This is a genomic window from Bradyrhizobium sp. S3.7.6 (genome assembly GCF_054061875.1).
Genome location: NZ_JBSSEQ010000001.1, coordinates 2,405,197 through 2,426,216 on the forward strand (window position 1 = coordinate 2,405,197; position 21,020 = coordinate 2,426,216).

The 21,020-nt window shown below is 63.8% G+C and carries 18 protein-coding genes and 1 pseudogene; 7 read left to right on the forward strand and 12 right to left on the reverse strand.

What is annotated here, in order from left to right; genetic code table 11:
• The first annotated feature begins 20 nt into the window (after positions 1–20).
• On the forward strand, positions 21–1,823 hold the full coding sequence (locus ACVJ5M_RS11415; RefSeq protein ID WP_456679287.1) for a glycoside hydrolase family 15 protein: 1,803 nt from the start codon (positions 21–23) through the stop codon (positions 1,821–1,823).
• Between the two features lie 55 nt (positions 1,824–1,878).
• Here the strand turns inward: ACVJ5M_RS11415 and ACVJ5M_RS11420 are convergent, their stop codons facing one another.
• Genes ACVJ5M_RS11420 through ACVJ5M_RS11445 form a run of 6 tightly spaced genes read right to left on the reverse strand, consistent with a single transcriptional unit; the run spans position 1,879 to position 9,395 of the window.
• Entirely contained in the window at positions 1,879–2,691 is an 813-nt protein-coding gene (locus ACVJ5M_RS11420; RefSeq protein ID WP_063981406.1) for a Cof-type HAD-IIB family hydrolase, read from the reverse strand.
• Positions 2,692–2,716: 25 nt separating this feature from the next.
• Positions 2,717–3,247: a gluconokinase gene (locus ACVJ5M_RS11425; RefSeq protein ID WP_014492792.1), complete on the reverse strand. Its 531-nt coding sequence runs from the start codon at positions 3,245–3,247 to the stop codon at positions 2,717–2,719.
• Positions 3,234–3,983 carry a 6-phosphogluconolactonase gene (gene pgl, locus ACVJ5M_RS11430; protein ID WP_063981407.1) on the reverse strand — a complete coding sequence of 250 codons (750 nt, stop codon included), beginning with the start codon at positions 3,981–3,983 and terminating at the stop codon, positions 3,234–3,236. Before pgl ends, ACVJ5M_RS11425 begins: the two co-directional genes overlap by 14 nt.
• Positions 3,983–5,494 carry a glucose-6-phosphate dehydrogenase gene (gene zwf / locus ACVJ5M_RS11435; protein WP_063981408.1) on the reverse strand — a complete coding sequence of 504 codons (1,512 nt, stop codon included), beginning with the start codon at positions 5,492–5,494 and terminating at the stop codon, positions 3,983–3,985. The genes pgl and zwf overlap by 1 nt, the downstream gene beginning before the upstream one ends.
• 40 nt (positions 5,495–5,534) lie before the next feature.
• Complete coding sequence (gene gnd, locus ACVJ5M_RS11440) at positions 5,535–6,533, reverse strand: phosphogluconate dehydrogenase (NAD(+)-dependent, decarboxylating) (RefSeq protein ID WP_028160653.1); 999 nt, start codon at positions 6,531–6,533, stop codon at positions 5,535–5,537.
• Between the two features lie 12 nt (positions 6,534–6,545).
• Positions 6,546–9,395 (reverse strand): bifunctional transaldolase/phosoglucose isomerase, encoded by a 2,850-nt coding sequence (locus ACVJ5M_RS11445; protein WP_354099542.1) that lies wholly within the window; start codon positions 9,393–9,395, stop codon positions 6,546–6,548.
• Positions 9,396–9,697: 302 nt separating this feature from the next.
• Here ACVJ5M_RS11445 and ACVJ5M_RS11450 point away from each other — a divergent pair, with 302 nt between their 5' ends.
• From ACVJ5M_RS11450 to ACVJ5M_RS11465, 4 genes are all read left to right on the forward strand, one after another.
• A complete protein-coding gene (locus ACVJ5M_RS11450; protein WP_283017522.1) occupies positions 9,698–10,372 on the forward strand; it encodes an STM3941 family protein in 675 nt (224 codons plus the stop codon).
• A gap of 299 nt (positions 10,373–10,671) precedes the next feature.
• Positions 10,672–12,615, forward strand: a complete 1,944-nt coding sequence (locus ACVJ5M_RS11455) for a PrkA family serine protein kinase (protein WP_063981411.1) — start codon at positions 10,672–10,674, stop codon at positions 12,613–12,615.
• A 22-nt stretch (positions 12,616–12,637) separates the two neighbouring features.
• Positions 12,638–13,921 (forward strand): YeaH/YhbH family protein, encoded by a 1,284-nt coding sequence (locus ACVJ5M_RS11460; RefSeq protein WP_063981412.1) that lies wholly within the window; start codon positions 12,638–12,640, stop codon positions 13,919–13,921.
• A complete protein-coding gene (locus tag ACVJ5M_RS11465) occupies positions 13,918–15,453 on the forward strand; it encodes a SpoVR family protein (RefSeq protein ID WP_028147051.1) in 1,536 nt (511 codons plus the stop codon). The genes ACVJ5M_RS11460 and ACVJ5M_RS11465 overlap by 4 nt, the downstream gene beginning before the upstream one ends.
• Positions 15,454–15,684: 231 nt before the next feature.
• Here the strand turns inward: ACVJ5M_RS11465 and ACVJ5M_RS11470 are convergent.
• The 6 genes and pseudogenes from ACVJ5M_RS11470 to ACVJ5M_RS11495 all read right to left on the reverse strand — a co-directional run bounded on the left by ACVJ5M_RS11470 (position 15,685) and on the right by ACVJ5M_RS11495 (position 18,340).
• A pseudogene (locus ACVJ5M_RS11470) lies at positions 15,685–16,126 on the reverse strand (DUF1801 domain-containing protein).
• A gap of 2 nt (positions 16,127–16,128) precedes the next feature.
• Positions 16,129–16,347 carry a hypothetical protein gene (locus ACVJ5M_RS11475; RefSeq protein WP_063981413.1) on the reverse strand — a complete coding sequence of 73 codons (219 nt, stop codon included), beginning with the start codon at positions 16,345–16,347 and terminating at the stop codon, positions 16,129–16,131.
• 44 nt (positions 16,348–16,391) lie between these two features.
• Complete coding sequence (locus ACVJ5M_RS11480) at positions 16,392–16,823, reverse strand: SRPBCC family protein (RefSeq protein WP_063981414.1); 432 nt, start codon at positions 16,821–16,823, stop codon at positions 16,392–16,394.
• Entirely contained in the window at positions 16,820–17,143 is a 324-nt protein-coding gene (locus ACVJ5M_RS11485; protein ID WP_028147048.1) for an ArsR/SmtB family transcription factor, read from the reverse strand. Before ACVJ5M_RS11485 ends, ACVJ5M_RS11480 begins: the two co-directional genes overlap by 4 nt.
• Before the next feature lie 87 nt (positions 17,144–17,230).
• Positions 17,231–17,680 (reverse strand): DsrE family protein, encoded by a 450-nt coding sequence (locus ACVJ5M_RS11490; RefSeq protein ID WP_063981415.1) that lies wholly within the window; start codon positions 17,678–17,680, stop codon positions 17,231–17,233.
• A gap of 39 nt (positions 17,681–17,719) precedes the next feature.
• A complete protein-coding gene (locus tag ACVJ5M_RS11495) occupies positions 17,720–18,340 on the reverse strand; it encodes a hypothetical protein (protein ID WP_354099543.1) in 621 nt (206 codons plus the stop codon).
• 209 nt (positions 18,341–18,549) lie between these two features.
• Between ACVJ5M_RS11495 and ACVJ5M_RS11500 the strand changes: the two genes are divergently transcribed.
• Complete coding sequence (locus tag ACVJ5M_RS11500; protein WP_063981416.1) at positions 18,550–19,134, forward strand: STM3941 family protein; 585 nt, start codon at positions 18,550–18,552, stop codon at positions 19,132–19,134.
• Positions 19,135–19,396: 262 nt separating this feature from the next.
• Positions 19,397–21,013 carry an SUMF1/EgtB/PvdO family nonheme iron enzyme gene (locus tag ACVJ5M_RS11505; protein ID WP_063981417.1) on the forward strand — a complete coding sequence of 539 codons (1,617 nt, stop codon included), beginning with the start codon at positions 19,397–19,399 and terminating at the stop codon, positions 21,011–21,013.
• Positions 21,014–21,020 lie beyond the last annotated feature (7 nt).

Sequence of the window (21,020 nt, forward strand, 5' to 3'; positions counted from 1 at the left end):
TTTCCGGGGCTCGTGACACATTGGCTCAGAGGATCGAGGACTATGCGCTGATCGGCGATTGCGAGACCGCAGCGCTGGTCGGGCGCGACGGCTCGATCGACTGGCTGTGCTGGCCGGCCTTCGATTCAGATGCCTGCTTTGCCGCGATCCTCGGTACGCACAAGAACGGCCGCTGGCTGATCGCGCCAAGCGAGGACACGACCTCCATCTCGCGCCGCTATCTCGGCAACACCCTCATCCTCGAAACGCGCTTCGAGACCAGGAGCGGCACCGTTGCGCTGATCGACTTCATGCCGCCGCGCGGCAAGGCCTCCGACATCGTGCGGCTGGTCCGCGGCCTCAGGGGCACGGTGAAGATGCGGATGGAGCTTGTCATCCGCTTCGGCTTCGGCGTCGACATTCCCTGGGTGCGACGCATCGACCATTCGCTGCTGGCGATCGCCGGCCAGGACATGACGGTGCTGCGCACCCCGGTGGAGACCCGCGGCGAGGATCTCACCACGGTCTCCGACTTCGACGTGAAGGCGGGTGAGACCGTGCCGTTCGTGCTGACCTACGGCCCCTCGCATCTCGATCCGCCCGCGCCGATCGATCCGGAGATCGCCTTCCAGGAGACCGAGAAATTCTGGAACGAATGGTGCAGCCGCTGCACCCGCGACGGCGAATATCACGATCTGATCGTACGCTCGCTGATCACGCTGAAGGCGCTGACCTTCGCCCCCACCGGCGGCATCGTCGCGGCGCCCACCACCTCGTTGCCGGAAAAGCTCGGCGGCGCCAGGAACTGGGATTACCGCTTCTGCTGGCTGCGCGATGCGACCTTCACGCTGCTGGCGCTGATGAACTCGGGTTACACCGAGGAAGCGTTGGCCTGGCACAATTGGCTGCTGCGCGCGGCGGCAGGCTCGCCGGCGGACATGCAGATCATGTACGGCATCTGGGGCCAGCGGCGTCTGCTGGAATGGGAAGCGGGCTGGCTCGACGGTTATGAGGGCGCCCAACCGGTGCGCGTCGGCAACGCCGCGCATGCGCAGCTCCAGCTCGACGTCTACGGCGAACTGATCGACGCCTTCCACCAGTCGCGCATGGCGAAGCTGAAGCTCGACGACGAGACGACCTGGGCGCTGGAATGCGCCGTGCTCAACCATCTCGCCGAGGTCTGGGACCGTCCCGATAACGGCATCTGGGAGCTGCGTGGACAGCCCAGGCACTACGTGTTCTCCAAGGTCATGACCTGGGTCGCCTTCGACCGCGGCATCAAGAGCGCCGAGACCTTTGGCTTCAAGGCGCCGCTGCTGCATTGGCGTGCCCTGCGCGAAGCCATTCATCGCGATGTCTGCAACAAGGGATTTGACGCGGAGGAGAATGCCTTCGTCGACTTCTATGGTTCAAAACTGCTCGATGCCAGCGTGCTACTGCTGCCGGCCGTCGGCTTTCTGCCGCCATCGGACCCGCGCATTGGGGGCACCATCGCCGCCGTCGAGAAACACATGATGCGCGACGGTTTTGTGCTGCGCCACGATCCCCGCGAAGTGTCCGAGGAGACGCAGCCGATCGAGGGCGCGTTCCTGGCGTGCAGCCTGTGGCTGGCCGATGCGCATGTGCTGGCCGGCGATCTCGACAAGGCTCAAGTGTTGCTCGATCGCGTGGTCGGCATCGCGAACGACGTCGGCCTCTTGGCCGAAGAATATGATTCAGGCGCCCAACGCCAGACCGGCAATTTCCCGCAGGCCTTGACCCACATCGCGCTGATCAACACCGCGCACAATCTCTCGGCCGCGAGGCAGGAGAGCGAGAAGCCGGCGGTTCAGCGGTCGAAGTAAGGGGGAGGGAGCGCACCTCCGTCGCGGCGCCAGTCGAGTCTCATCTCATCAGATCTCAGCCCACCCCGTTCCGCTTCAAGATCACCTCCATCGCCTCCGCAAAGCCGTCCTGTTCGTTGGTTGCGGTGACGTGGGTGGCCTGGTCCTTGACGCTGTCGGTGGCATTGCCCATGGCGATCGAGGTGCCGCTGACGCGGAACATCGCAAGGTCGTTCTGCATGTCGCCGATGGTGGCGACCGCGTCGGTGGAAATACCAAGGCGCTTGGCCATGGCCTGCACGAAGGTGCCCTTGTCGAAGCCGGGCGGGGTGATGTCGAGATAATAGGTCTGCGAGCGCACCGCGGTGGCCGCGCTGCCCAGCGCCTCCTGCATCGCCTTCTCGCAACGCTCGAGGCCGGCGGCATCGGCGCTGGCGCCGACGATCTTGCAGGCGTTCGCAAGGTACGGCGAGAAATCCGTCACGATGGTGGGATCGGAGCGGATCGTGTGCTGCTCGTGCGCGACGTATTTACCATCAGGGTTGTCGATCAGCCATTTGTCGGTGGTGAAGAGCCAGATGTCGGCGCCGAACTCCCGGAGGATCTGCAACGATCGTTCGGCGGCGTTCGCCGGGATCAGGTGCTGCTCGACCGGATGCATCTCGGGATCGACGATCGAGGAGCCGTTGAACGGACCGATCGGCAGCCAGAGCGCCAGCGGCTCGACCAGGAACCGCATGCCGATCGCTGGGCGGCTGGAGGTGATGGTGAAGCCGATGCCGGCCTTGTGCAGTCGCTGGACCGCGGACTGCGCGCGCTCCGTCAGCGTCTTGTCCTTGGTCAGCAGCGTGCCGTCGACGTCGGAGACGACCAGTGAGATTTTCGTCATGGCAGGACCTCAGGGTTTGTCGGCCTCAGCGTTTCGCCCCGCTCAGCTTTAATTGCCGGACCACGCCGTCAACGATCGCCTCGACGGATTCATCGATCGAGACGGTGACGACGTGCTCGCCAGCCTCGGGCGGCTCCAGCGTCGTGAATTGGCTCGTCAGCAGTTCGGGCGGCATGAAATGGCCCTTGCGTTGCGCGAGGCGGGCGGCGATCAGCTCCCTAGTGCCCCTCAGGAAGACGAAGCGGACGTCGTCGCGTCCGCGCAGAAGCACGTCGCGATAGGTGTGCTTCAGCGCCGAGCAGGCGATGATCACGTGCTCGCCTTTATCGCAAACCCGCGCAATCTCGTCGGCGATGGCGTTGAGCCAGGGCCAGCGGTCCTCGTCGGTGAGGGGGTGGCCGGCTCGCATCTTCTCGACATTGCTGGCTGGGTGAAAGCTGTCGCCGTCCTCGAAACGCCAGCCGAGCCGCTGCCCGAGCGCCTCCGCAACCGTACTCTTGCCTGAACCCGACACGCCCATCACGATCAACGCACAAGGTGCTTCAACGCCCGCCACGAATTCCCTCCGGAAGCGCGGCCTGGTCGACCAGCCAGACGGTCTCACCATTCGAGCGCGCGCGTACAGCCGGCAGAGTCTCGCCATTGAGCAGGCGCGTCAAGATCGGCTGCTTGTCGTGCCCGGCAATCTCGAACAGCATTTCGCGGCAGGAGGCCAAGGCGGGCAGGGTCAGCGACACCCGCGGCACGAACGGCGCGACATTGGCCTTGGGGACGCCGACCACCCAGCGTGTGGTCTCCTCGATCGCGGGGTAGCCGGGGAAGAGCGAGGCGGTGTGGCCGTCCGGGCCCGCGCCCATCAGGACCATGTCGAACAGCGGCCGTGCCGGATCGAGGTTTTCGGCGCCGTAGAAGGACTGAAGCTCGCGCGCATAGGCCTCGGCACCCGCTTCGGGGCTTTCAGCCGTGGTGGGGATCGGGTGAATATGCCCGGACGGCGCATTGCGGTCGAGAAAGGTCGCGCGCGCGACTGCCATGTTGTTGAGGGGATCGCTCGAAGGCACGAAACGCTCGTCACCGATGAACCAGTGCACGCGGTCCCACGGGATCTTGCCGCGATACGCCTCGCTGCCGAGCAATTGATAGAGCTTCTTCGGGCTGGAGCCGCCGGTGAGGCAGATCGCAATCCGCCCGGGATTGGCTGATATCCGCGCCATCACCCGTTCGGCTGCGGCCTGCGCCAGCGCCTCGGCATCGGCCTCGACGATCAGCTTCGGCTGGTCGGCCGCTGCCATCACGTAAACTTCCGCCAGCTTCGCCCGTCGCGCCGGAGCAGCTCATCGGCGCAGGCGGGGCCGTCGCTGCCGGCGGGATAGGTCTCGATGCCGTTGGTGCCTTCACTTTTCCAGGCGTCCAGGAACGGCTGCACCGCCTGCCATCCGGCCTCGATGCCGTCTGCGCGCTGGAACAGGATGTTGTCGCCGATCATGCAGTCGTAGATCAGAGTCTCGTAGCCGGTCGAGGGATCGGCGCGGAAATAGTCGCCGTACTTGAACTTCATCTCGACGCCGTCGATGGTGATGCTCGGCCCCGGGATCTTGGCGTTGAACTGCAGCTCGATGGTTTCGGTCGGCGCGATGCCGATGGTGAGGAAGTTCTGCGACAGGCGGTCGACATCCGTGCCTGAGAACATCGACAGCGGCGCCTGCTTGAACTTGATCGCCACTTCCGTGCGTTTGTGGCCGAGCGCCTTGCCGGTGCGCAGATAGAACGGCACGCCGGCCCAGCGCCAATTGTCGATCATCAGCTTCAGCGCGACGAAGGTCTCGGTGGTGCTGCCGGGCTTGACGTCCTCGGTCTTGCGATAGTCCGTGATCTCGTCGTCGCCGATGCGGCCGGCGAGATATTGCGCGCGCACCGAATTCTTCAGCGCCTCTTCCCGGGTCGGCTCCTGGATCGACGTCAGCACGTCGGCCTTTTCGGAGCGCACGGAATGCGCATCGAACCGCGCCGGCGGCTCCATCGCGACCAGCGACATCAGCTGGAACAGATGGTTCGGCACCATGTCGCGCAGTGCGCCGGTGGCATCGTAGAAGCCGCCGCGATGGCCGACGCCGAGCTTCTCCTCCACGGTGATCTGGATGTGGTCGATATGGTTGCGATTCCAGATCGGCTCGAACATGCCGTTGGCAAAGCGCAGCACCAGGATGTTCTGCACCGTCTCCTTGCCGAGATAATGATCGATCCGGTAGATCTGGTGCTCGTCCATGATCTTCAAGAGATCGGCATTCAGCGCCTTGGCTGACGCGAGATCGGTGCCGAACGGCTTTTCGATTACGAGCCGACGCCAGGCGCCGTTCTCCTTCATCATGCCGGTGCGGCCGAGCTCGCGCGCAGTCGGCGCGAACGCGGCAGGCGGCGTTGCCAGATAGAACAGTCGGTTGCCGCCGGTGTCCTGCGCGCATTCCAGCGAATCCAGATGCGCGCGCAAGCGGTCGAAGGAGGGGGGATCCTTCGGATCGGCCTCGACGAAGGTCACGCATTCCAGCAGTTTCCGGGCAATGTCGTCGTCCACGGGACGGGTTGCGAACTGGCGCAGGCCCTTCAACAGGCTGTCGCGCAGCTCGTCATCCGACTGGCGGTTGCGGGCCACGCCGACGACGCAGAACTTCTCCGGCAACAGGTGCTCGGCGGCCAGATTGTAGAGCGACGGCATCACCAGCCGATGGGTAAGGTCACCGGTCGCGCCAAAGATGACGAAGGCGCAATTTTCGGGCTTGGGCTTGGCCTGCGGGTCTTTTGTCACGAATGATCGGCCTTCGCTCTGTTACTTGTTACTTCGGCTCTTATTTGGGTTTCGAAGCGCCCGGCTGCTTCGGCTCCTTGTGGCCGCCGAAACCCGCGCGCATCGCGGAGAGAATTTTTTCGGCGAAGGTGTGTTCCTTGCGGGAACGGAAACGTGTGTAGAGGGCCGCGGTCAAAACTTCGGCCGGTACGGCCTCGTCGATCGCCGCATTCACGGTCCAGCGCCCTTCGCCGGAATCCTCGACGAAGCCGGAATATTCCGCAAGTGCAGGGCTGTCGGCGAGCGCCGTCGAGGTGAGGTCGAGCAGCCAGGATGGGATCACGCTGCCGCGCCGCCACACCTCGGCGATGTCGGCAAGGTCGAAATCGTAGCGATGATCCGCCGGCAACGCCTCGATGTTGGCATTCTTGAGGATGTCGAAACCTTCGGCATAGGCCTGCATCAGGCCGTATTCGATGCCGTTGTGGATCATCTTGACGAAATGGCCGGCGCCCACGGGGCCTGCATGGATGTAGCCCTGCTCGATGCGGGGATCGCGCCCCTCACGTCCCTCCGTGCGCGGAATGTCGCCGGCGCCGGGCGCAAGCGCGGCGAAGATCGGATCGAGCCGGTCGACCACCTGCTTCTCGCCGCCGATCATCATGCAATAGCCGCGGTCGAGCCCCCAGACGCCGCCTGAGGTGCCGACGTCGACATAATGGATGCCGCGCTCCTTCAGCGCCTTGCCGCGGCGGACGTCGTCCTGCCAGAACGTGTTGCCGCCGTCGATGATGACGTCGCCGGCCTGCATCACGGCCGCGATCGTGTCGATCGTCGTCTCGGTGATGTGGCCGGCCGGCAGCATCACCCAGGCCGCGCGCGGCCGCTCCAGTTTGGCGACGAACTCCTCCAGCGTCGCCGAGCCCTGTGCGCCGTCTGCGGCGAGACCCGCGACGGCCTTGGCGTCCTTGTCGTAGACCACGGTCGTATGACCGTGGCGCATCAGGCGGCGAACGATGTTGCCGCCCATCCGGCCGAGGCCGATCATGCCGAGTTGCATCGAGAGATTCCCTTAGTTCAGCGCATCGTTAAGCGCCGCGTTGAGCGCCGCGAGACCTTTCTTGAGCCCGCCCTTGAGGTGGACCCGGAGCGCGCGCCGGCCGCGCTCGGTGAGCACGTCGAAGTCGCCGCGCGCCTGCGCGGCCTTGATCACGCCGAAGCTCGCCTTCTGGCCCGGCACCGACAAGTCCTTGGCATCGTCGGCCGTGATCTGGAGAAACACGCCGCTGTCGGGCCCGCCCTTGTAGGCCTGCCCGGTCGAATGCAGGAAGCGCGGCCCGAACTCGGCGCAGGTCGCGACGTGACGCTTCTCGCGCACTTCGAGACGCATCGTCTGGAGTGCGTCGATCGTCGCCTTGTCGCGCGCGATGTAGCCGAGCAGGGCGACATAGTCGCCACGGCCCGAGCGGGAGAGATGCGCCTTCAGCCACGAGGTGAGGTCGCCGTTGGCGCCAGCGGCGCGCAGCGCCGTGGCGTTGGCCTCGTCGGTGTAGAGATCGGCCTCGTCGGTGCTGACCACCGGCTGTTCGGCCGGCAATGCACCGGTCTTCTCGAACGACGCGGTGAGCTCGCGGGTCTTGATCTTGGCCGCTTCCACGTCCGGCTGGTCGAACGGGTTGATGCCGAGGATGCTGCCAGCGACCGCCGTCGCCATCTCGAAGCGGAAGAACTCCTGACCGAGATGGTCGATCGACTTCATCACGATGCGCACGACGGGATGGCCGGCGGCTTCGACCGCGGCGAGCTTGGAGTCATGCGCGGCGTCCGCTTCGCCTTCGGTGCGAATGTCGATGAAGAAGCGGTCGTTGCCGTAGAGCGCGGGCTCGCCGAGTGGTTCGCCGGCGATCGGGATCAGGCCCTTGCCTTCCTTGCCGGTCGATTCCGCGATCAGCTGTTCGGCCCAGGCGCCGAAATCGGCGATCTTCTTCGACGACAGGATCGTCACCTTGTCGCGCCCTTCGAGGCCGGCGAGGCCCATGGCAAGGCCGAGCTGGACGCCCGGGTTCTCACCTGGCGGCACGTCGGGTCCGCAGGAGCGGGCCATGGAGAGCGCGTGCTTGATCAGCGTATTGACGTCGATGCCCGCGGTCGCCGCCGGCACCAGGCCGAACGGCGAGAGCACCGAATAGCGGCCGCCGATCGAGGGTTCCCCATGGAAGATGCGGGCGTAGTTGAGGCTCTTCGCCGCCTTCCCCAGCGACGAGCCGGGATCGGTCACCGCGATGAAGCGATGGCCGGTCTTCACTTTCGGCCCGACCGCCTGTGCGACGCGTTCGTGGAAATAATCCTTCATCGCGTTCGGCTCGGTGGTCCCGCCGGATTTGCTGGACACGATGAACACGGTGTTGGCGATGTCGATCCTGGCCTCCATTGCCCGGACCTGTGCCGGATCGGTGGAATCCAGCACGTGCAATTTCGGGAAGCCGGACTTCCGCGCAAAAGTCTCGGCCAACACCTCGGGGCCAAGGCTCGATCCACCCATGCCGAGCACGACGGCATCGGAGAACTTTTGGCCCTTCACGCGGCTCGCATAGTCCTCGTAGTCGGCGACGTCGGCCTTCGCCGCGCTGTCGAGCCAGCCGAGCCATTTGTCCTCGTCGGTGCCGGTCCAGACCGATTTGTCGCGCTGCCACAACCTGCGGATCTTTGCCGAGGCGCGCCATTCCTCGGTGGTCTTGGCCACCGCCTTGCCGAGGCCGTCGCCGAGCGAGAGAAGCTGGTGGTCGATCGCAGGCCCGAGCACGGTTGCCCGCTTGTGGGCGACGGCGCCATAGAGCTTGTCGGCGGCATCGGCGAACTGCTTGACGCCGTCCTTGACGAGCTCCTCGGTGATCGCCTCGAGCGAGACGCCGGAGCGTTCCAGTTCTTCCAGCACGCGGCGGGCGTCGTCGACGTTCTCTTCCAGGCTGTCGCGCGGCTTGCCGTGGTCGCGGAACGCGTCGAGCGTCGCCGGCGGCACGGTATTGATGGTGTCGGGGCCGATCAGCTCCTCGACATAGAGGACGTCGCTGTAGTCCTTGTTCTTGGTGCCGGTGGAGGCCCACAGCATCCGCTGCGGCTTGGCGCCCTTGGCGGCGAGCTTGTCCCAGCGCGGGCCGGAAAACAGGCGCTTGTAATCCTGGTAGGCGACCTTGGCGTTGGCGATCGCGACCTTGCCCTTCAGCGCGGCGAGCCGCTCCTTCTCGGATGGATCGTTGGCGCGGGCGATCTTCTCGTCGAGCTGCTTGTCGACGACCGAGTCGATGCGGCTGACGAAGAAGCTCGCGACGCTCGCCACGTGCGACGGGTCGCCGCCGCCGGCGACGTATTTTTCCAGACCGGCGAGATAGGCCTCGGCAACCTGGAGGTAGACGTCCCTGGCGAACAACAGCGTGATGTTGATGCTGATGCCGTCGCCGATCAGCGTCTCGATCGCCGGCAGGCCCTCCGGCGTCGCCGGCACCTTCACCATCAGGTTCTTGCGGTCGACATCCTTCCAGAGCCGCCGCGCCTCGGCGACCGTGCCGGCGGTGTCCATCGCCAGATAGGGCGAAACTTCCAGGCTGACATAGCCGTCGCCGGCCCTCAGGCGGTCATAGACCGGGCGGAGCACGTCCGCGGCGTTCTGGATGTCCTCGATCGCGACGGCCTCGAACAGGTCGGCCACGGTCCGGTCGCCGCGCTTCAGCGCCTTGCCGATCGGGGCGTCATACTCGTCCGAACTGCCGATCGCCTTCTCGAAGATCGACGGGTTGGAGGTGACGCCCTTGACACCGTCGGTGTCGATCAGCCGCTTCAGGTCGCCCTTGGCGATGAAGCCACGGGCCAGGAAGTCCAGCCAGACGGCTTGTCCGTGCTTTTCCAGTTCTTTGACGGGATTCATGATGTTTATTTATCTCCAAGCCTGCGGGCGAGGGGTTTCCGCGCCGGTCCTGACGCGCTATCCTCTAGCCTACATGCTCCCGGGAGGGAACCAATCAAGGGGATAGGCGTCTACCCTCCAGTGTAACTCCGTCGCGATCATGGCGATCCAGGCGGAAGTAGCTGTGTTGCGTAAAAAGTCGTCGGCCGGAACAATGGCCAAGGGCTCGTTACCAACGTAGCCGCTTCGTCTCGTCAGCCCAGTCTGCGTGGAGTGTCATCAGCGGATTACGGTCCGCCTGATAGATCGTCGCTCGGCCGCGAATGGCCATGCTGGGGAAGAGCATGCACGCACATCATGACCGCCTGACGCTCGCTGTTGCCGACAGCCCGCAATCGGTCGCGCCGGCCGCATGCATCGATGCGACCCACGATCTCGAAATCAGCCCATGTACGACCCAACTGCGGCTGCTGGTCGCGGCGGGCTTCGCATTGACCCTGTTCAGCGCGACCCTTGCCTTCGACTGGTGGGACGGTCTGGGCGACTACGATACGACGGTCGGCTATGCCGGCGTCGTGCTGTTCGGCCTGGTGACCGGCCGGCTGATCTGGCTGCTGCCCGCCGAGCGGGGACCGGTGGTGATCGTCACCCCCTATGGCATCCGCGACCTCCGCATCGGCAATGAATTTCTGCTGTGGGACTCGATTGCGGAGGTTTCGACTGAGGAAGGCCGCGGCCACAAGGCGATCGTGCTGACGCTGACGCCGGCCTTGCAGCGGCAGCTCTGCACCATCAGCACCTTGGCGCCCCGCGCGCAGAATGAACGGCAGAATGAACGGCAGAATGAACGGATTGTCATCCCCTCCGAGGGGTTGGCGACCGATTTTGATACACTGCTGCGCGCTTGCCGCGATTGTCATGCTGCGAGCGTTGCGCGCACCGCATTGCAGCAGGAAGATGAACGCGGCACGCAAGGCTTCGCCGTACAAGCGTCATAAGATTGCCGCTCGCAGATCGCTCCATGTTGCAGTGCCGGATGGGCTCATCCCCGGTAATGCCCGGATGTTGCGACCAAGTGACATTTTCTGGAAATGAGCGAAGATAGATACAGATTCGCACAAATTACAGGCATGTGCCTGTTCGTAACTCAACGAGTGCCTACGTTGTGCGTTGCGTCGTGTCGGCACCCGGGTGTCCAATGATCGTCATGTGCTCACGCTGATTCGAAATGGCCTGAGGAACGGTCCGGTAACTGCTTTCGTTTCAGCTTGTGGCGGAACTCACGCGGAGAGGGATCATGTATAACGATTCTCTATTCAACGCTTTCGCTAAGTCGTTCGAGGCGAGAAGCCAACACGACATGTCGATGGCGGAATATCTGGAATCGTGTCGAAGCGATCCCATGAAATACGCGAACGCGGCCGAGCGACTGCTAGCAGCCATCGGTGAGCCCCAGACGATTGACACGGCCAAGGACCCACGCCTTGGCCGTATTTTTTTGAACCGCACCATCCGGACCTATCCGGCCTTCGCCGGCTTCTACGGCATGGAAGAAACCATCGAGCGCATCGTCGGTTTCTTCCGCCACGCGGCGCAGGGGCTCGAAGAGCGCAAGCAGATCCTCTATCTGCTCGGCCCGGTCGGCGGCGGCAAATCCTCGCTCGCCGAGCGGCTCAAGTCGCTGATGGAAGTGCAGCCGATCTACGTGCTCAAAGCCGGCGATGAATTGAGCCCGGTGTTTGAAAGCCCGCTCAGCCTGTTCGATCCCGATCATCTCGGACCGATGCTGGAAGAGAAGTACGGCATTCCGCGCCGTCGCCTCACCGGCCTGATGAGCCCGTGGTGCTACAAGCGGCTGGAAGCCTTCGGCGGTGACATTTCTCAGTTCAGAGTCGCAAAAATCCAGCCGTCGCGGCTGCGCCAGATCGCGGTCTCCAAGACCGAGCCTGGTGACGAGAACAACCAGGACATCTCCTCGCTGGTCGGCAAGGTCGATATCCGCAAGCTCGAGACCTACGCGCAGAACGATCCCGACGCCTACAGCTATTCGGGCGGCCTCAACCGCGCCAACCAGGGCATCCTTGAATTCGTCGAGATGTTCAAGGCGCCGATCAAGATGCTGCACCCGCTGCTCACCGCAACGCAGGAGGGCAACTACATCGGCACCGAGAATATCGGCGCGATCCCGTTCACCGGCGTGATCCTCGCGCACTCGAACGAAGCCGAGTGGTCGAGCTTCAAGGCCAACAAGAACAACGAGGCCTTCATCGACCGCATCTGCGTGATCAAGGTGCCGTACTGCCTCCGGGCCACCGAAGAGCAGAAGATCTACGAAAAGCTGATCCAGGGCTCGGAGCTGGCGGCCGCGCCGTGCGCACCGTCGACCCTGGAGACGTTGGCGCGGTTCTCGGTGATGTCGCGCCTGCGCAAGCACGAGAATTCCACGTTGTTCGGCAAGATGCGGGTCTATGACGGCGAGAGCCTGAAGGAATCCGATCCGAAGGCACGGAGCGTCCAGGAATATCGCGATGCCGCCGGCGTCGACGAGGGCATGGACGGCGTCTCCACCCGCTTCGCCTTCAAGATCCTGGCTGCGACCTTCAACCACGATCCGCAGGAAGTCGCCGCCGACGCCGTGCATCTGATGTACGCGCTGGAGCAGTCGATCCGCCGCGAGCAGCTCCCTGAGGAAGTCGAGAAGCGCTACCTCGAATTCATCAAGGCGGACCTGGCGCCGCGCTACGCCGAGTTCATCGGCAACGAGATCCAGAAAGCCTATCTCGAATCCTACTCGGATTATGGCCAGAACCTGTTCGATCGCTACGTCGACTACGCCGACGCCTGGATCGAGGATCAGGACTTCAAGGATGCCGACACCGGCCAGCTGCTCGATCGCGAGCTTTTGAACCAGGAACTGACCAAAATCGAGAAGCCGGCGGGTATCGCCAACCCGAAGGACTTCCGCAACGAGGTGGTCAAATTCTCGTTACGGTCGCGGGCCCAGAACGGAGGCAAGAATCCGACCTGGATTTCCTACGAGAAGATTCGCGACGTGATCGAAAAGCGGATATTCTCGCAGGTCGAGGACCTGCTTCCGGTCATCTCCTTCGGGTCGAAGAAGGACGGCGAGACGGAGAAGAAGCACGGCGAGTTCGTCGCACGCATGGTGGAGCGCGGCTACACCGAGCGTCAGGTTCGCCGGCTCGTCGAATGGTACATGCGTGTGAAGCAGGCCGGTTGAGGCGGATGGAGCGGATGGAAAAGTGCCCATTCACATTATTGACAGGCGCCTGAATCCAGGCGGCAAGAGTCTTGAGAACCGGCAGCGGTTCTTGCGTCGGGCCAAATCCCTGGTGCAGGGCGCCGTCAAGAAGACCTCGCAGGAACGCGACATCAAGGACGTCCTGGAGGGTGGTGAGGTCACGATACCGCTCGACGGCATGCACGAGCCGCGTTTCCGCCGTGAAGGCGGAACGCGCGACATGGTTTTGCCCGGGAACAAGAAGTTCATCGAGGGCGATTACCTCCAGCGATCCGGCCAGGGCAGCGCCAAGGATTCCGGTCCCGGCGAAGGCGACAGCGAGGACGCGTTCCGCTTCGTCCTCTCCCGCGACGAGTTCGTGGATCTGTTCCTCGACGACCTCGAGCTGCCGGATCTTGCCAAGCGCAAGATCGCGCAGACCGAGAGCGAGGGCATCCAGCGCGCCGGCTACACCACGTCCGGCTCGCCCGCCAACATCTCGGTCAGCCGGACGGTGAAGCTCGCGCTGGCGCGGCGCATCGCGCTCAAGCGTCCCCGCAAGGAGGAGATCGAGGAGCTGGAAGCTGCGATCGCGGCATGCACCAACGAGGACGAGCGTGTGCTGCTGCTCGCCGAGCTCGAAAGGCTGAAGGCGAGAACCAAGCGCATTCCCTTCGTCGATCCGCTCGATATCCGCTACCGCCGCTACGAGAAGGTGCCGCGGCCGGTGGCGCAGGCGGTGATGTTCTGCCTGATGGACGTCTCCGGCTCGATGTCCGAGCACATGAAGGATCTCGCCAAGCGCTTCTACATGCTGCTCTACGTGTTCCTGAAGCGGCGCTACAAGCATGTCGAGATCGTCTTCATCCGCCACACCGACCGCGCCGAGGAGGTGGACGAGCAGACCTTCTTCTACGGTCCGGCCTCGGGCGGCACGCTGGTCTCGAGCGCGCTCCACGCCATGCACGAGATCGTGCGCGAGCGTTTCAATCCGGCGGACTGGAACATCTACGCCGCGCAAGCCTCCGACGGCGACAATTCCTATTCCGACGGCGAGCTCACGGGCATGCTGCTGACCGACAAGATCCTGCCGGTCTGCCAGTTCTTTGCCTATCTCGAGGTCGGGGAGTCCGGCGGCAGCGCCTTCGATCTCTCCGACTCCTCGCTCTGGACCCTCTACGACCGCCTGCGCAACAGCGGCGCACCGCTCTCGATGCGCAAGGTCAGCGAGCGCAGCGAGATCTTCCCGGTGTTCCACGATCTGTTCCAGCGCCGCGAAACTTCCCAGGAGAAAGCCGCTCCATGACGGAACGCTTGTTCGAAGGCGCCGATTGGGATTTCCACACCTTGCAGCGCATCACCGATGCCTGCGAGGAGGTGGCGACGAAGGATCTCGGGCTCGACGTCTATCCGAACCAGATCGAGGTCATCACCGCCGAGCAGATGCTGGATGCCTACTCGTCCGTCGGCATGCCGCTGTTCTACAAGCACTGGTCGTTCGGCAAGCACTTCGCGTTCCACGAGGCCTCGTACCGCAAGGGCCTGATGGGGCTTGCCTATGAGATCGTGATCAACTCCTCGCCCTGCATCTCCTATCTGATGGAGGAGAACACGGCGACGATGCAGACGCTGGTGATCGCCCACGCCGCCTTCGGCCACAACCACTTCTTCAAGAACAACTATCTGTTCAAGCAGTGGACCGACGCCGACGGCATTCTGGACTATCTCGACTTTGCCAAGAACTACGTGATGACCTGCGAGGAGCGCTACGGCCGCGTCGAGGTCGAGCGCACCCTGGATGCCGCGCATGCGCTGATGTCGCACGGCATCGACCGCTATCCCGGCAAGAAGAAGCTGGATCTGCGCGCCGAGGAGAAGCGGGCAGGGCGCCGCCGTCAGCACGAGGAGGAAGTCTTCAACGACCTCTGGCGCACCGTGCCGAAGGGGGCGTCGAAGACCCGCTCGGCGCTCAGCATCGAACGCCGCCGCAAGCTGCTCGGCCTGCCGCAGGAAAACCTGCTCTACTTCCTGGAGAAGAGCGCGCCGCGGCTGGCGCCCTGGCAGCGCGAGCTTTTGCGCATCGTCCGCCACATCGCGCAATATTTCTATCCGCAGAGCCAGACCAAGGTGATGAACGAGGGGACCGCGACCTACGTCCACTATCGCATCATGACCAAGCTGCATCAGCAAGGCCGCATCTCCGACGGCAACTTCCTCGAATTCCTGCAGTCGCACACCAACGTGGTGTTCCAGCCCGAATTCGACGATCCGCGCTTCTCCGGCTTCAATCCCTATGCGCTCGGCTTTGCCGTGATGCAGGACATCGAGCGCATCGTCACCAGGCCGGAAGACGAGGATCGCGAGTGGTTCCCCGACATTGCCGGCAAGAACGACGTGATGGGCGTGCTGCGCGACGTCTGGGCCAACTACCGCGATGAAAGCTTCATCGCGCAGTTCCTGAGCCCGAAGCTGATGCGGCACTTCCGCATGTTCCACCTGCACGACGATCCCGAGGAGCGTGCCGGCATCCGGGTCGATGCCATCCACGACGATCGCGGCTTCCGCCGGGTGCGGCGCGAGCTGGCACGGCAGCATGATGTCGGCTTCATCGACGCCAATATCGAAGTGGTCGACGTCGATCTCTCCGGCGACCGCCGGCTGATCCTGCATCACCACGTCATCAAGGGCTCGCAGCTCAACGAGACCGACGCCAAGCGCGTGCTCCAGCACCTCGCCGATCTCTGGACTTACGACGTCTCACTGATCGAGGTCGATGCCAACGACAAGGTCCTGCGCGAATATGTCGTAAGCCCGCGCCCGATCCCGGCGGCGGCCTGACGCGGCTGGCAAGCTGCTGGAACATCGACGTGGCGGTAGCTCGCCCGCGGCCAATCCTTCGAGACGCCCGCCTCTGGCGGGCCCTCAGGATGAGGACGGAGTGTGCGGGAGCTATGTCGACAGACAGCGCTTCTGCTTAGCCTCATCCTGAGGAGACCGCGGAGCGGTCGTCTCGAAGGACGAGGCGCTTGCTCTGGCCGTCACCAGGAATTTGCATCGACTTGACGTGGTCTAAGCCGATCGCTTCTTCGCCGGCTTCTTCTTGGACCCATTCAGCTCCACCGCCGCGCGGATCAGCGCTTTCAACGCCTTCTCGTTGATCTTTTCGCCTTCGCGAATGTTCGATCGCGCGGCGCACGTTTCCGTCGAGGCTGGAATTGAACAGGCCGGCCGGGTCGTCCAGCGCCGCGCCCTTGGCAAAAGTCAGCTTCACGACGGCCTTGTAGGTCTCGCCGGTGCAGATGATGCCGTCGTGCTCCCACACGGGAACGCCGCGCCATTTCCATTCCTCGACGACGTCAGGATCGGCCTGCTTGATCAGGCTGCGGATTCGCCCCAGCATCTCGCCGCGCCAGTCGCCGAGCTCCTTGATCCTGCCGTCGATCATCCTGGAGGGCGAAGCGCCGTCCGTCTTGGTCGCGCTGCTTGTCTTCGCGGTCACAGCCCTCTTCATGATCACGCCTCTTGCCGCGCGCCGCCGCGGCGGCCGACATAGGGCAGCGCGAACATGTAGAGCCCGGTCGCGAGCAATGGAATCAGTGGGACGAATGCCAGCAGCCCGATCCACGTGGCCTGGATTTGCAGCGTCAGGGCAACAATGTTCGCGATCACGGCGAGCGTGAAAGCGATGGACAGCCAGCGATGGATCTGCCGAACCCACATATTCCCGGTCAATGAAACCTCCTCTTGAGATGATCGAATAAAGGCCGGCGACGGACCTAGTCAGCTCGCGCCAGCACCTCGTCCAGCTTGGCGAAAAACTGCTTCCAGCCGGCATGCGCGCCGCCATAGGCCTGCTTCTGGGTCGGGCTGAAGCCCGCCTGCTCGACGCGCAAATGCGTGCCCGCGTTCGTCGGCGTCAGCGTGAAGGTCACCACGCTTTTCAGATCGAACGCCGCGTTCTCATGCGAGAAATTCCAGGTATAGGCGAGCGCGCGCTGCGGCTCGATGGTGAGGACCTCGCAGTCCAGCACGCCGCCCCATTCGCCGCGAAGATTGAAGCGATGTCCCACGACCGGCTTGAAGTCGTTCTTCATCAGCCATTCCTCGATCAGATGCGGCTGCGTCAGCGCGCGCCAGATCCGCTCGGCCGGGAAGGAAAATTCGCGCTCGATCACCACGGAGCGCATCTCGGCGGCAGCTTCGGTCATTGGTCCATCCTCTTCAGGAGATCGTCGAGAGCATCGAGCCGGTTCTGCCAGAAGCCGGCCATCTGGCCGGTCCAGTCGATCAGCGGATTGAGCGCGCCGGGCTGCGCGCTGTAATGGGTCTGGCGTCCTGCATGGCGGTCGCGCACCAGCCCGGCCTGCTTCAGCGCGCCGAGATGTTTTGAGACCGCCGGCTGGGAAACGCCTGACGTCGCCGTCAGTGCCCCGACCGTCTGCTCGCCCTCCCGGCATAGCCGCTCGAAGATCGCCCTCCGGGTCGGATCGGCGAGCGTCCTGAACAGAAGATCGTGCGCGGCGGACATGTGAAATCCATAACCCATAAGTTATGGATTAACTCATAACCGTAGAGTTATGGATAAGTCAAGCCGGAGAATGGAAGACTTCGACGCCTAAGGCCGCAGGTAGAGATAACCCTGCGACTGGAGCTCGGCCAAACGGACCACGCCGCCCTTCTCCGCGCTGACGAAGCCCGGCAGCAAACCCGTCAGCGTGACGTTCTGCGCCTTCATAGTGTTGGCGCACGCCGCGAGCTCGACACCGTCCTTGGAGAAATCGCCGACGCGCTTGCCGACGTCGGGGTTGGCCTGTGCCCGGTGAAACGCCTTCAGCGCCGGCCCGTGAATCACCAGCGCGATGGTGACGTGTTGGGGACCGCCGACGCCGTCAACGTGGTTCTGGATGTTGCCGAGCACGAAATTGACCTTCTCGGCGTCGCTCAGGTGATAGACGACCTTGAGCTTGTTGCCCGCGCCGACTTCCGTCGCGGCCTTCGCGCTGGAGCCGCCAAGCGCCGCGCCCAGGGCCGAGACGGCGCTCCACAAGATGCTCCGGCGGTTCATGGCGATCTCCCTCGACTGGCCTGATTTCGCCGAGGCCTATCACTTGTGACGCAGCGCGGCGAGTTCCTTGCGGTCCGTCACCAGCGAGGCGCATCCGCGGTTGTCGGTGCGGTCGAGGCGGAAAATGCCGTCGTCGGCACCAGCGACCAGCGATTGCTCGGCTTCGTCGTCCGGCTTGTTGTTCTGCCAGACCCTGACCCGCGCCAGCCGTACGATCGCCGACTTGTCGTCCCTGGAGAGCGCAACGCCGATACCGCCGCCTTCGCAGTCGACACCGCAGCCGAGCCGGATCTCGGTGCCGTCCTTGGTGAAAACAGCGTGGTTACAGGAGCCACTGGAGTCGAAATCGCCGGAGCGATGGCGGTATCTGAAGCCGAGCCGGAAGGAGTTGTGGAGCTCCTTGTCCTCCTTGTCCAATTCCGCCGAGACCAGCAGCTTCATCGAGGCGACCTTCTGCTTCGGATGCCGCGCCAGATGTGCGGCATCGTAGCGGCGGACGAAGCAGGCATAGGCCTTGCTGCCGGGTGTCCCGGCATACATGCGCGTGTTGAAGGTTTCGGCCTCGGCCTTGGTCGCCTCGCGGATATCGTCGGCCTCCTCGGCGCGTGCGGCGCCGACGAAGGCGGCAAGGACAAGCGGAAGGAGCAGGGCAAGCCTCATGATCGCACCGGGCGCGCGAACCATTGACGGCCGCATCGGAGGGGGGTGAGAGCCGACTGGCGGTTAGTCGCAAGCCGGACGCCGCGCGTTCAAGTGCCGATGCCTTGCATTCCCGTGGGCAGCCTCGCGCAAGGTTCCAGTCCTAATAACTCGGGAGAAGGGGCGTTCGTAAACCCAGGGTTGCTGCAAAAGGCTGGTGGCGGTCGAACATGTCCGTAGGTCAGAACTTGCCCAACATTACGATCGGCTATTCCCGGGGACGGCTGCTGGTGTTTTTCGGCGCCGGTCTGCTGCTGTCGCTGCTCTGCGCTGCGCTCGCATTCATGTGGCAGCAAGGCAAGAACATCACCACGTTCGAGGTCGCCGCCTGCTATGTCGGTGCGGTGTTTTTCGGCCTCGCCACCTTCAGGATGCTCTGGAGGTTGATCTCGGCCAGGTCGCCGGTCGTCTTCATCAGCCGTGTCGGCATTCGCGACCTCAGGCTCGCCGACGAGACCATCGCTTGGAGCTCCGTGCGGAAGATACAGATCTGGGAGCAGCGCCTGCAGAAGTTCGTGGTGCTCAAGCTCGATCCCCTTGTCGCCGGGCGATTCTCCGGGGGCTTCCTGAGGCGTGCCTTGTCGCTGATGAACAAGACGCTTGGCGCTGACAGCGTGATCGTCAATGCGGGCGGCCTGACCATGGACGTCAAGACATTGCTCGAGACCTGCAAGCAATATTGGGGTGCCGGACGACCGGCCCCTTCGGACCACTCCGTGCCGGAGCCTGAACCGGAGCCCGAGGCTGTCAGCTGAAGCGGGCGAGGATTCGCCTGCATCGGGTAAGATGCCGCGCATCGCAGCGGCGGTCGAAGCAGGCATAGGCTGCGTTGCCGAGTGGTCGCGCGAGCCTTAGTCCGCCGTCGGTCCGAGAAGGTTCAATCCTTGCGGCGCTTCTGCCCGGGAACTCGGCGCCGCTGATTTCTGCGAGATTGTCGCGGATCATCAATGTGATAGTCTTCACAGACAGCTGAAATTCGATGTCGTAAGCTCACCCGCGTTTGTGGAGTTCCCCGCAATGGGCGAGATTCGTAACTTCAGATCCGGAAATCATGACGAGCCGCCTCCACACGGCTCGATGCCGCGTCGTCTCGCCGCAATCATCGTCGGTGACATCGCTTCCTACAGCCGCTTGATGCAGGCCGACGAGGAAGGCACGCATGTTCGCGTTAAGCGGATCGAGCGGGATCTCATCGAGCCCAGCATCGTCGAACACCATGGAACGTTGGTGAAGACGACGGGAGACGGCTTCATCGCGATCTTCGACAGTCCCGTCGAGGCCGTTCGCTGCAGCATCGTCATCCAGCAGAATCTCGTCGGGCGCAACGCTTCGCTTCCGAAGGACTCCCGGATCGAATATCGGATTGGCGTCAATCTCGGTGATGTGATCGTAGAGCCGGACGATGTCTACGGCGACGGCGTCAACATCGCCACGCGCATCGAGGGTATCGCCGAGCCCGGTCAGGTCTATATCTCGGGCGCGATCTACGAGCAGATCAAGCACAAGGTGGTATGCGGCTATGAGTCGCTCGGCGACCGCAAGGTCAAGAACATCACCGATCCGGTGCGCGTCTATCGCGTGCTGCCGGACGCAGATGCGGTTGGGAGGACGCGAGGCCGGCGCGAGAATACCCTGATCTTCCTTCTGGGCGTCACGCTCCTCGTGATCGCTTCCGGTGTGTTGTGGTATCTGCTGGCGCAGCCGTCGGGCAGGGTGAGGGAGCAGGCCGCCGCGCCGACTGCTGCTCCGGTCGCATCGCCGAGCCCGCAACCTGCACCGCGAGAAGCCGCGACACAAACGCCGCAGCCGTCTCCTTCATTGGCGGCATCGTCTCCATCGCCCGCTCCGGCGCCAAGTGCTTCAGCGTCAAGTGCTCCGGCGCCAAGTGCTTCCGCGCCAAGTGCTTCGACGTCAAGTGCTTCGACGTCGAGTCCAGCACCAAGCCCATCGGCCACGTCGCTCCGCGAACCCGAGATGATCGCCATTCGCGGCGGCAGTTTCGCGATGGGAAGCAATGACGATCCGACCGAACGTCCCGTCCACCAGGTCACGGTCAAGCCGTTCTCGATCGGAAAGTATCCGGTGACCGTGCGGGAATGGAACGAATGCGCGGCTGCAAAGGCGTGCGGCTTCACCGCCATCGGCAAGGACGATGCGCCGATCACCAATGTGAGTTGGACCGACGCGCAGCAATATGCGGCCTGGCTCGCGCGGACCACGAAGAAGTCGTATCGGCTTCCGAGCGAAGCCGAATGGGAATACGCCGCGCGCGGCGGGACGCAGACGAAATATTGGTGGGGCGACAAGCTCCAGCCGGGCATGGCGGGATGCAAGGATTGCGGTGACCTCGCGGCCGAGCAGCCGGCGAAGGTCGGCAGCTTCAAGCCGAATCCGTTCGGCCTCCACGACATGGGTGGCGGTGTCGATCAGTGGGTCGAGGACTGCTGGCGCAGGACCTATCAGGGCGCACCCGGTGACGGCTCGGCATGGACCGGCGGGGACTGCTCGTCGCATGTCCTGCGCTCGGGTTCATGGAAGAACGATTCGAGATATGTGAGGCCGTCCAACCGCGATGGCTACGATACCAATGTTCGTTATCCGACGCATGGATTCCGCGTTGCGCTAAGTCCTTAAGTGGTGG

Excerpts from the sequence above, each read along its gene's own strand:
- ACVJ5M_RS11465 (WP_028147051.1), top strand. The coding sequence starts at position 13,918 with ATGACGGAACGCTTGTTCGAAGGCGCCGATTGGGATTTCCACACCTTG.
- pgl (WP_063981407.1), bottom strand. The coding sequence starts at position 3,983 with ATGGCAGCGGCCGACCAGCCGAAGCTGATCGTCGAGGCCGATGCCGAG.
- ACVJ5M_RS11500 (WP_063981416.1), top strand. The coding sequence starts at position 18,550 with ATGTCCGTAGGTCAGAACTTGCCCAACATTACGATCGGCTATTCCCGG.
- ACVJ5M_RS11445 (WP_354099542.1), bottom strand. The coding sequence starts at position 9,395 with ATGAATCCCGTCAAAGAACTGGAAAAGCACGGACAAGCCGTCTGGCTG.
- ACVJ5M_RS11450 (WP_283017522.1), top strand. The coding sequence starts at position 9,698 with ATGGCCATGCTGGGGAAGAGCATGCACGCACATCATGACCGCCTGACG.
- ACVJ5M_RS11455 (WP_063981411.1), top strand. The coding sequence starts at position 10,672 with ATGTATAACGATTCTCTATTCAACGCTTTCGCTAAGTCGTTCGAGGCG.
- ACVJ5M_RS11495 (WP_354099543.1), bottom strand. The coding sequence starts at position 18,340 with ATGAGGCTTGCCCTGCTCCTTCCGCTTGTCCTTGCCGCCTTCGTCGGC.
- ACVJ5M_RS11480 (WP_063981414.1), bottom strand. The coding sequence starts at position 16,823 with ATGACCGAAGCTGCCGCCGAGATGCGCTCCGTGGTGATCGAGCGCGAA.
- ACVJ5M_RS11505 (WP_063981417.1), top strand. The coding sequence starts at position 19,397 with ATGGGCGAGATTCGTAACTTCAGATCCGGAAATCATGACGAGCCGCCT.
- gnd (WP_028160653.1), bottom strand. The coding sequence starts at position 6,533 with ATGCAACTCGGCATGATCGGCCTCGGCCGGATGGGCGGCAACATCGTT.
- ACVJ5M_RS11485 (WP_028147048.1), bottom strand. The coding sequence starts at position 17,143 with ATGTCCGCCGCGCACGATCTTCTGTTCAGGACGCTCGCCGATCCGACC.
- ACVJ5M_RS11490 (WP_063981415.1), bottom strand. The coding sequence starts at position 17,680 with ATGAACCGCCGGAGCATCTTGTGGAGCGCCGTCTCGGCCCTGGGCGCG.
- ACVJ5M_RS11420 (WP_063981406.1), bottom strand. The coding sequence starts at position 2,691 with ATGACGAAAATCTCACTGGTCGTCTCCGACGTCGACGGCACGCTGCTG.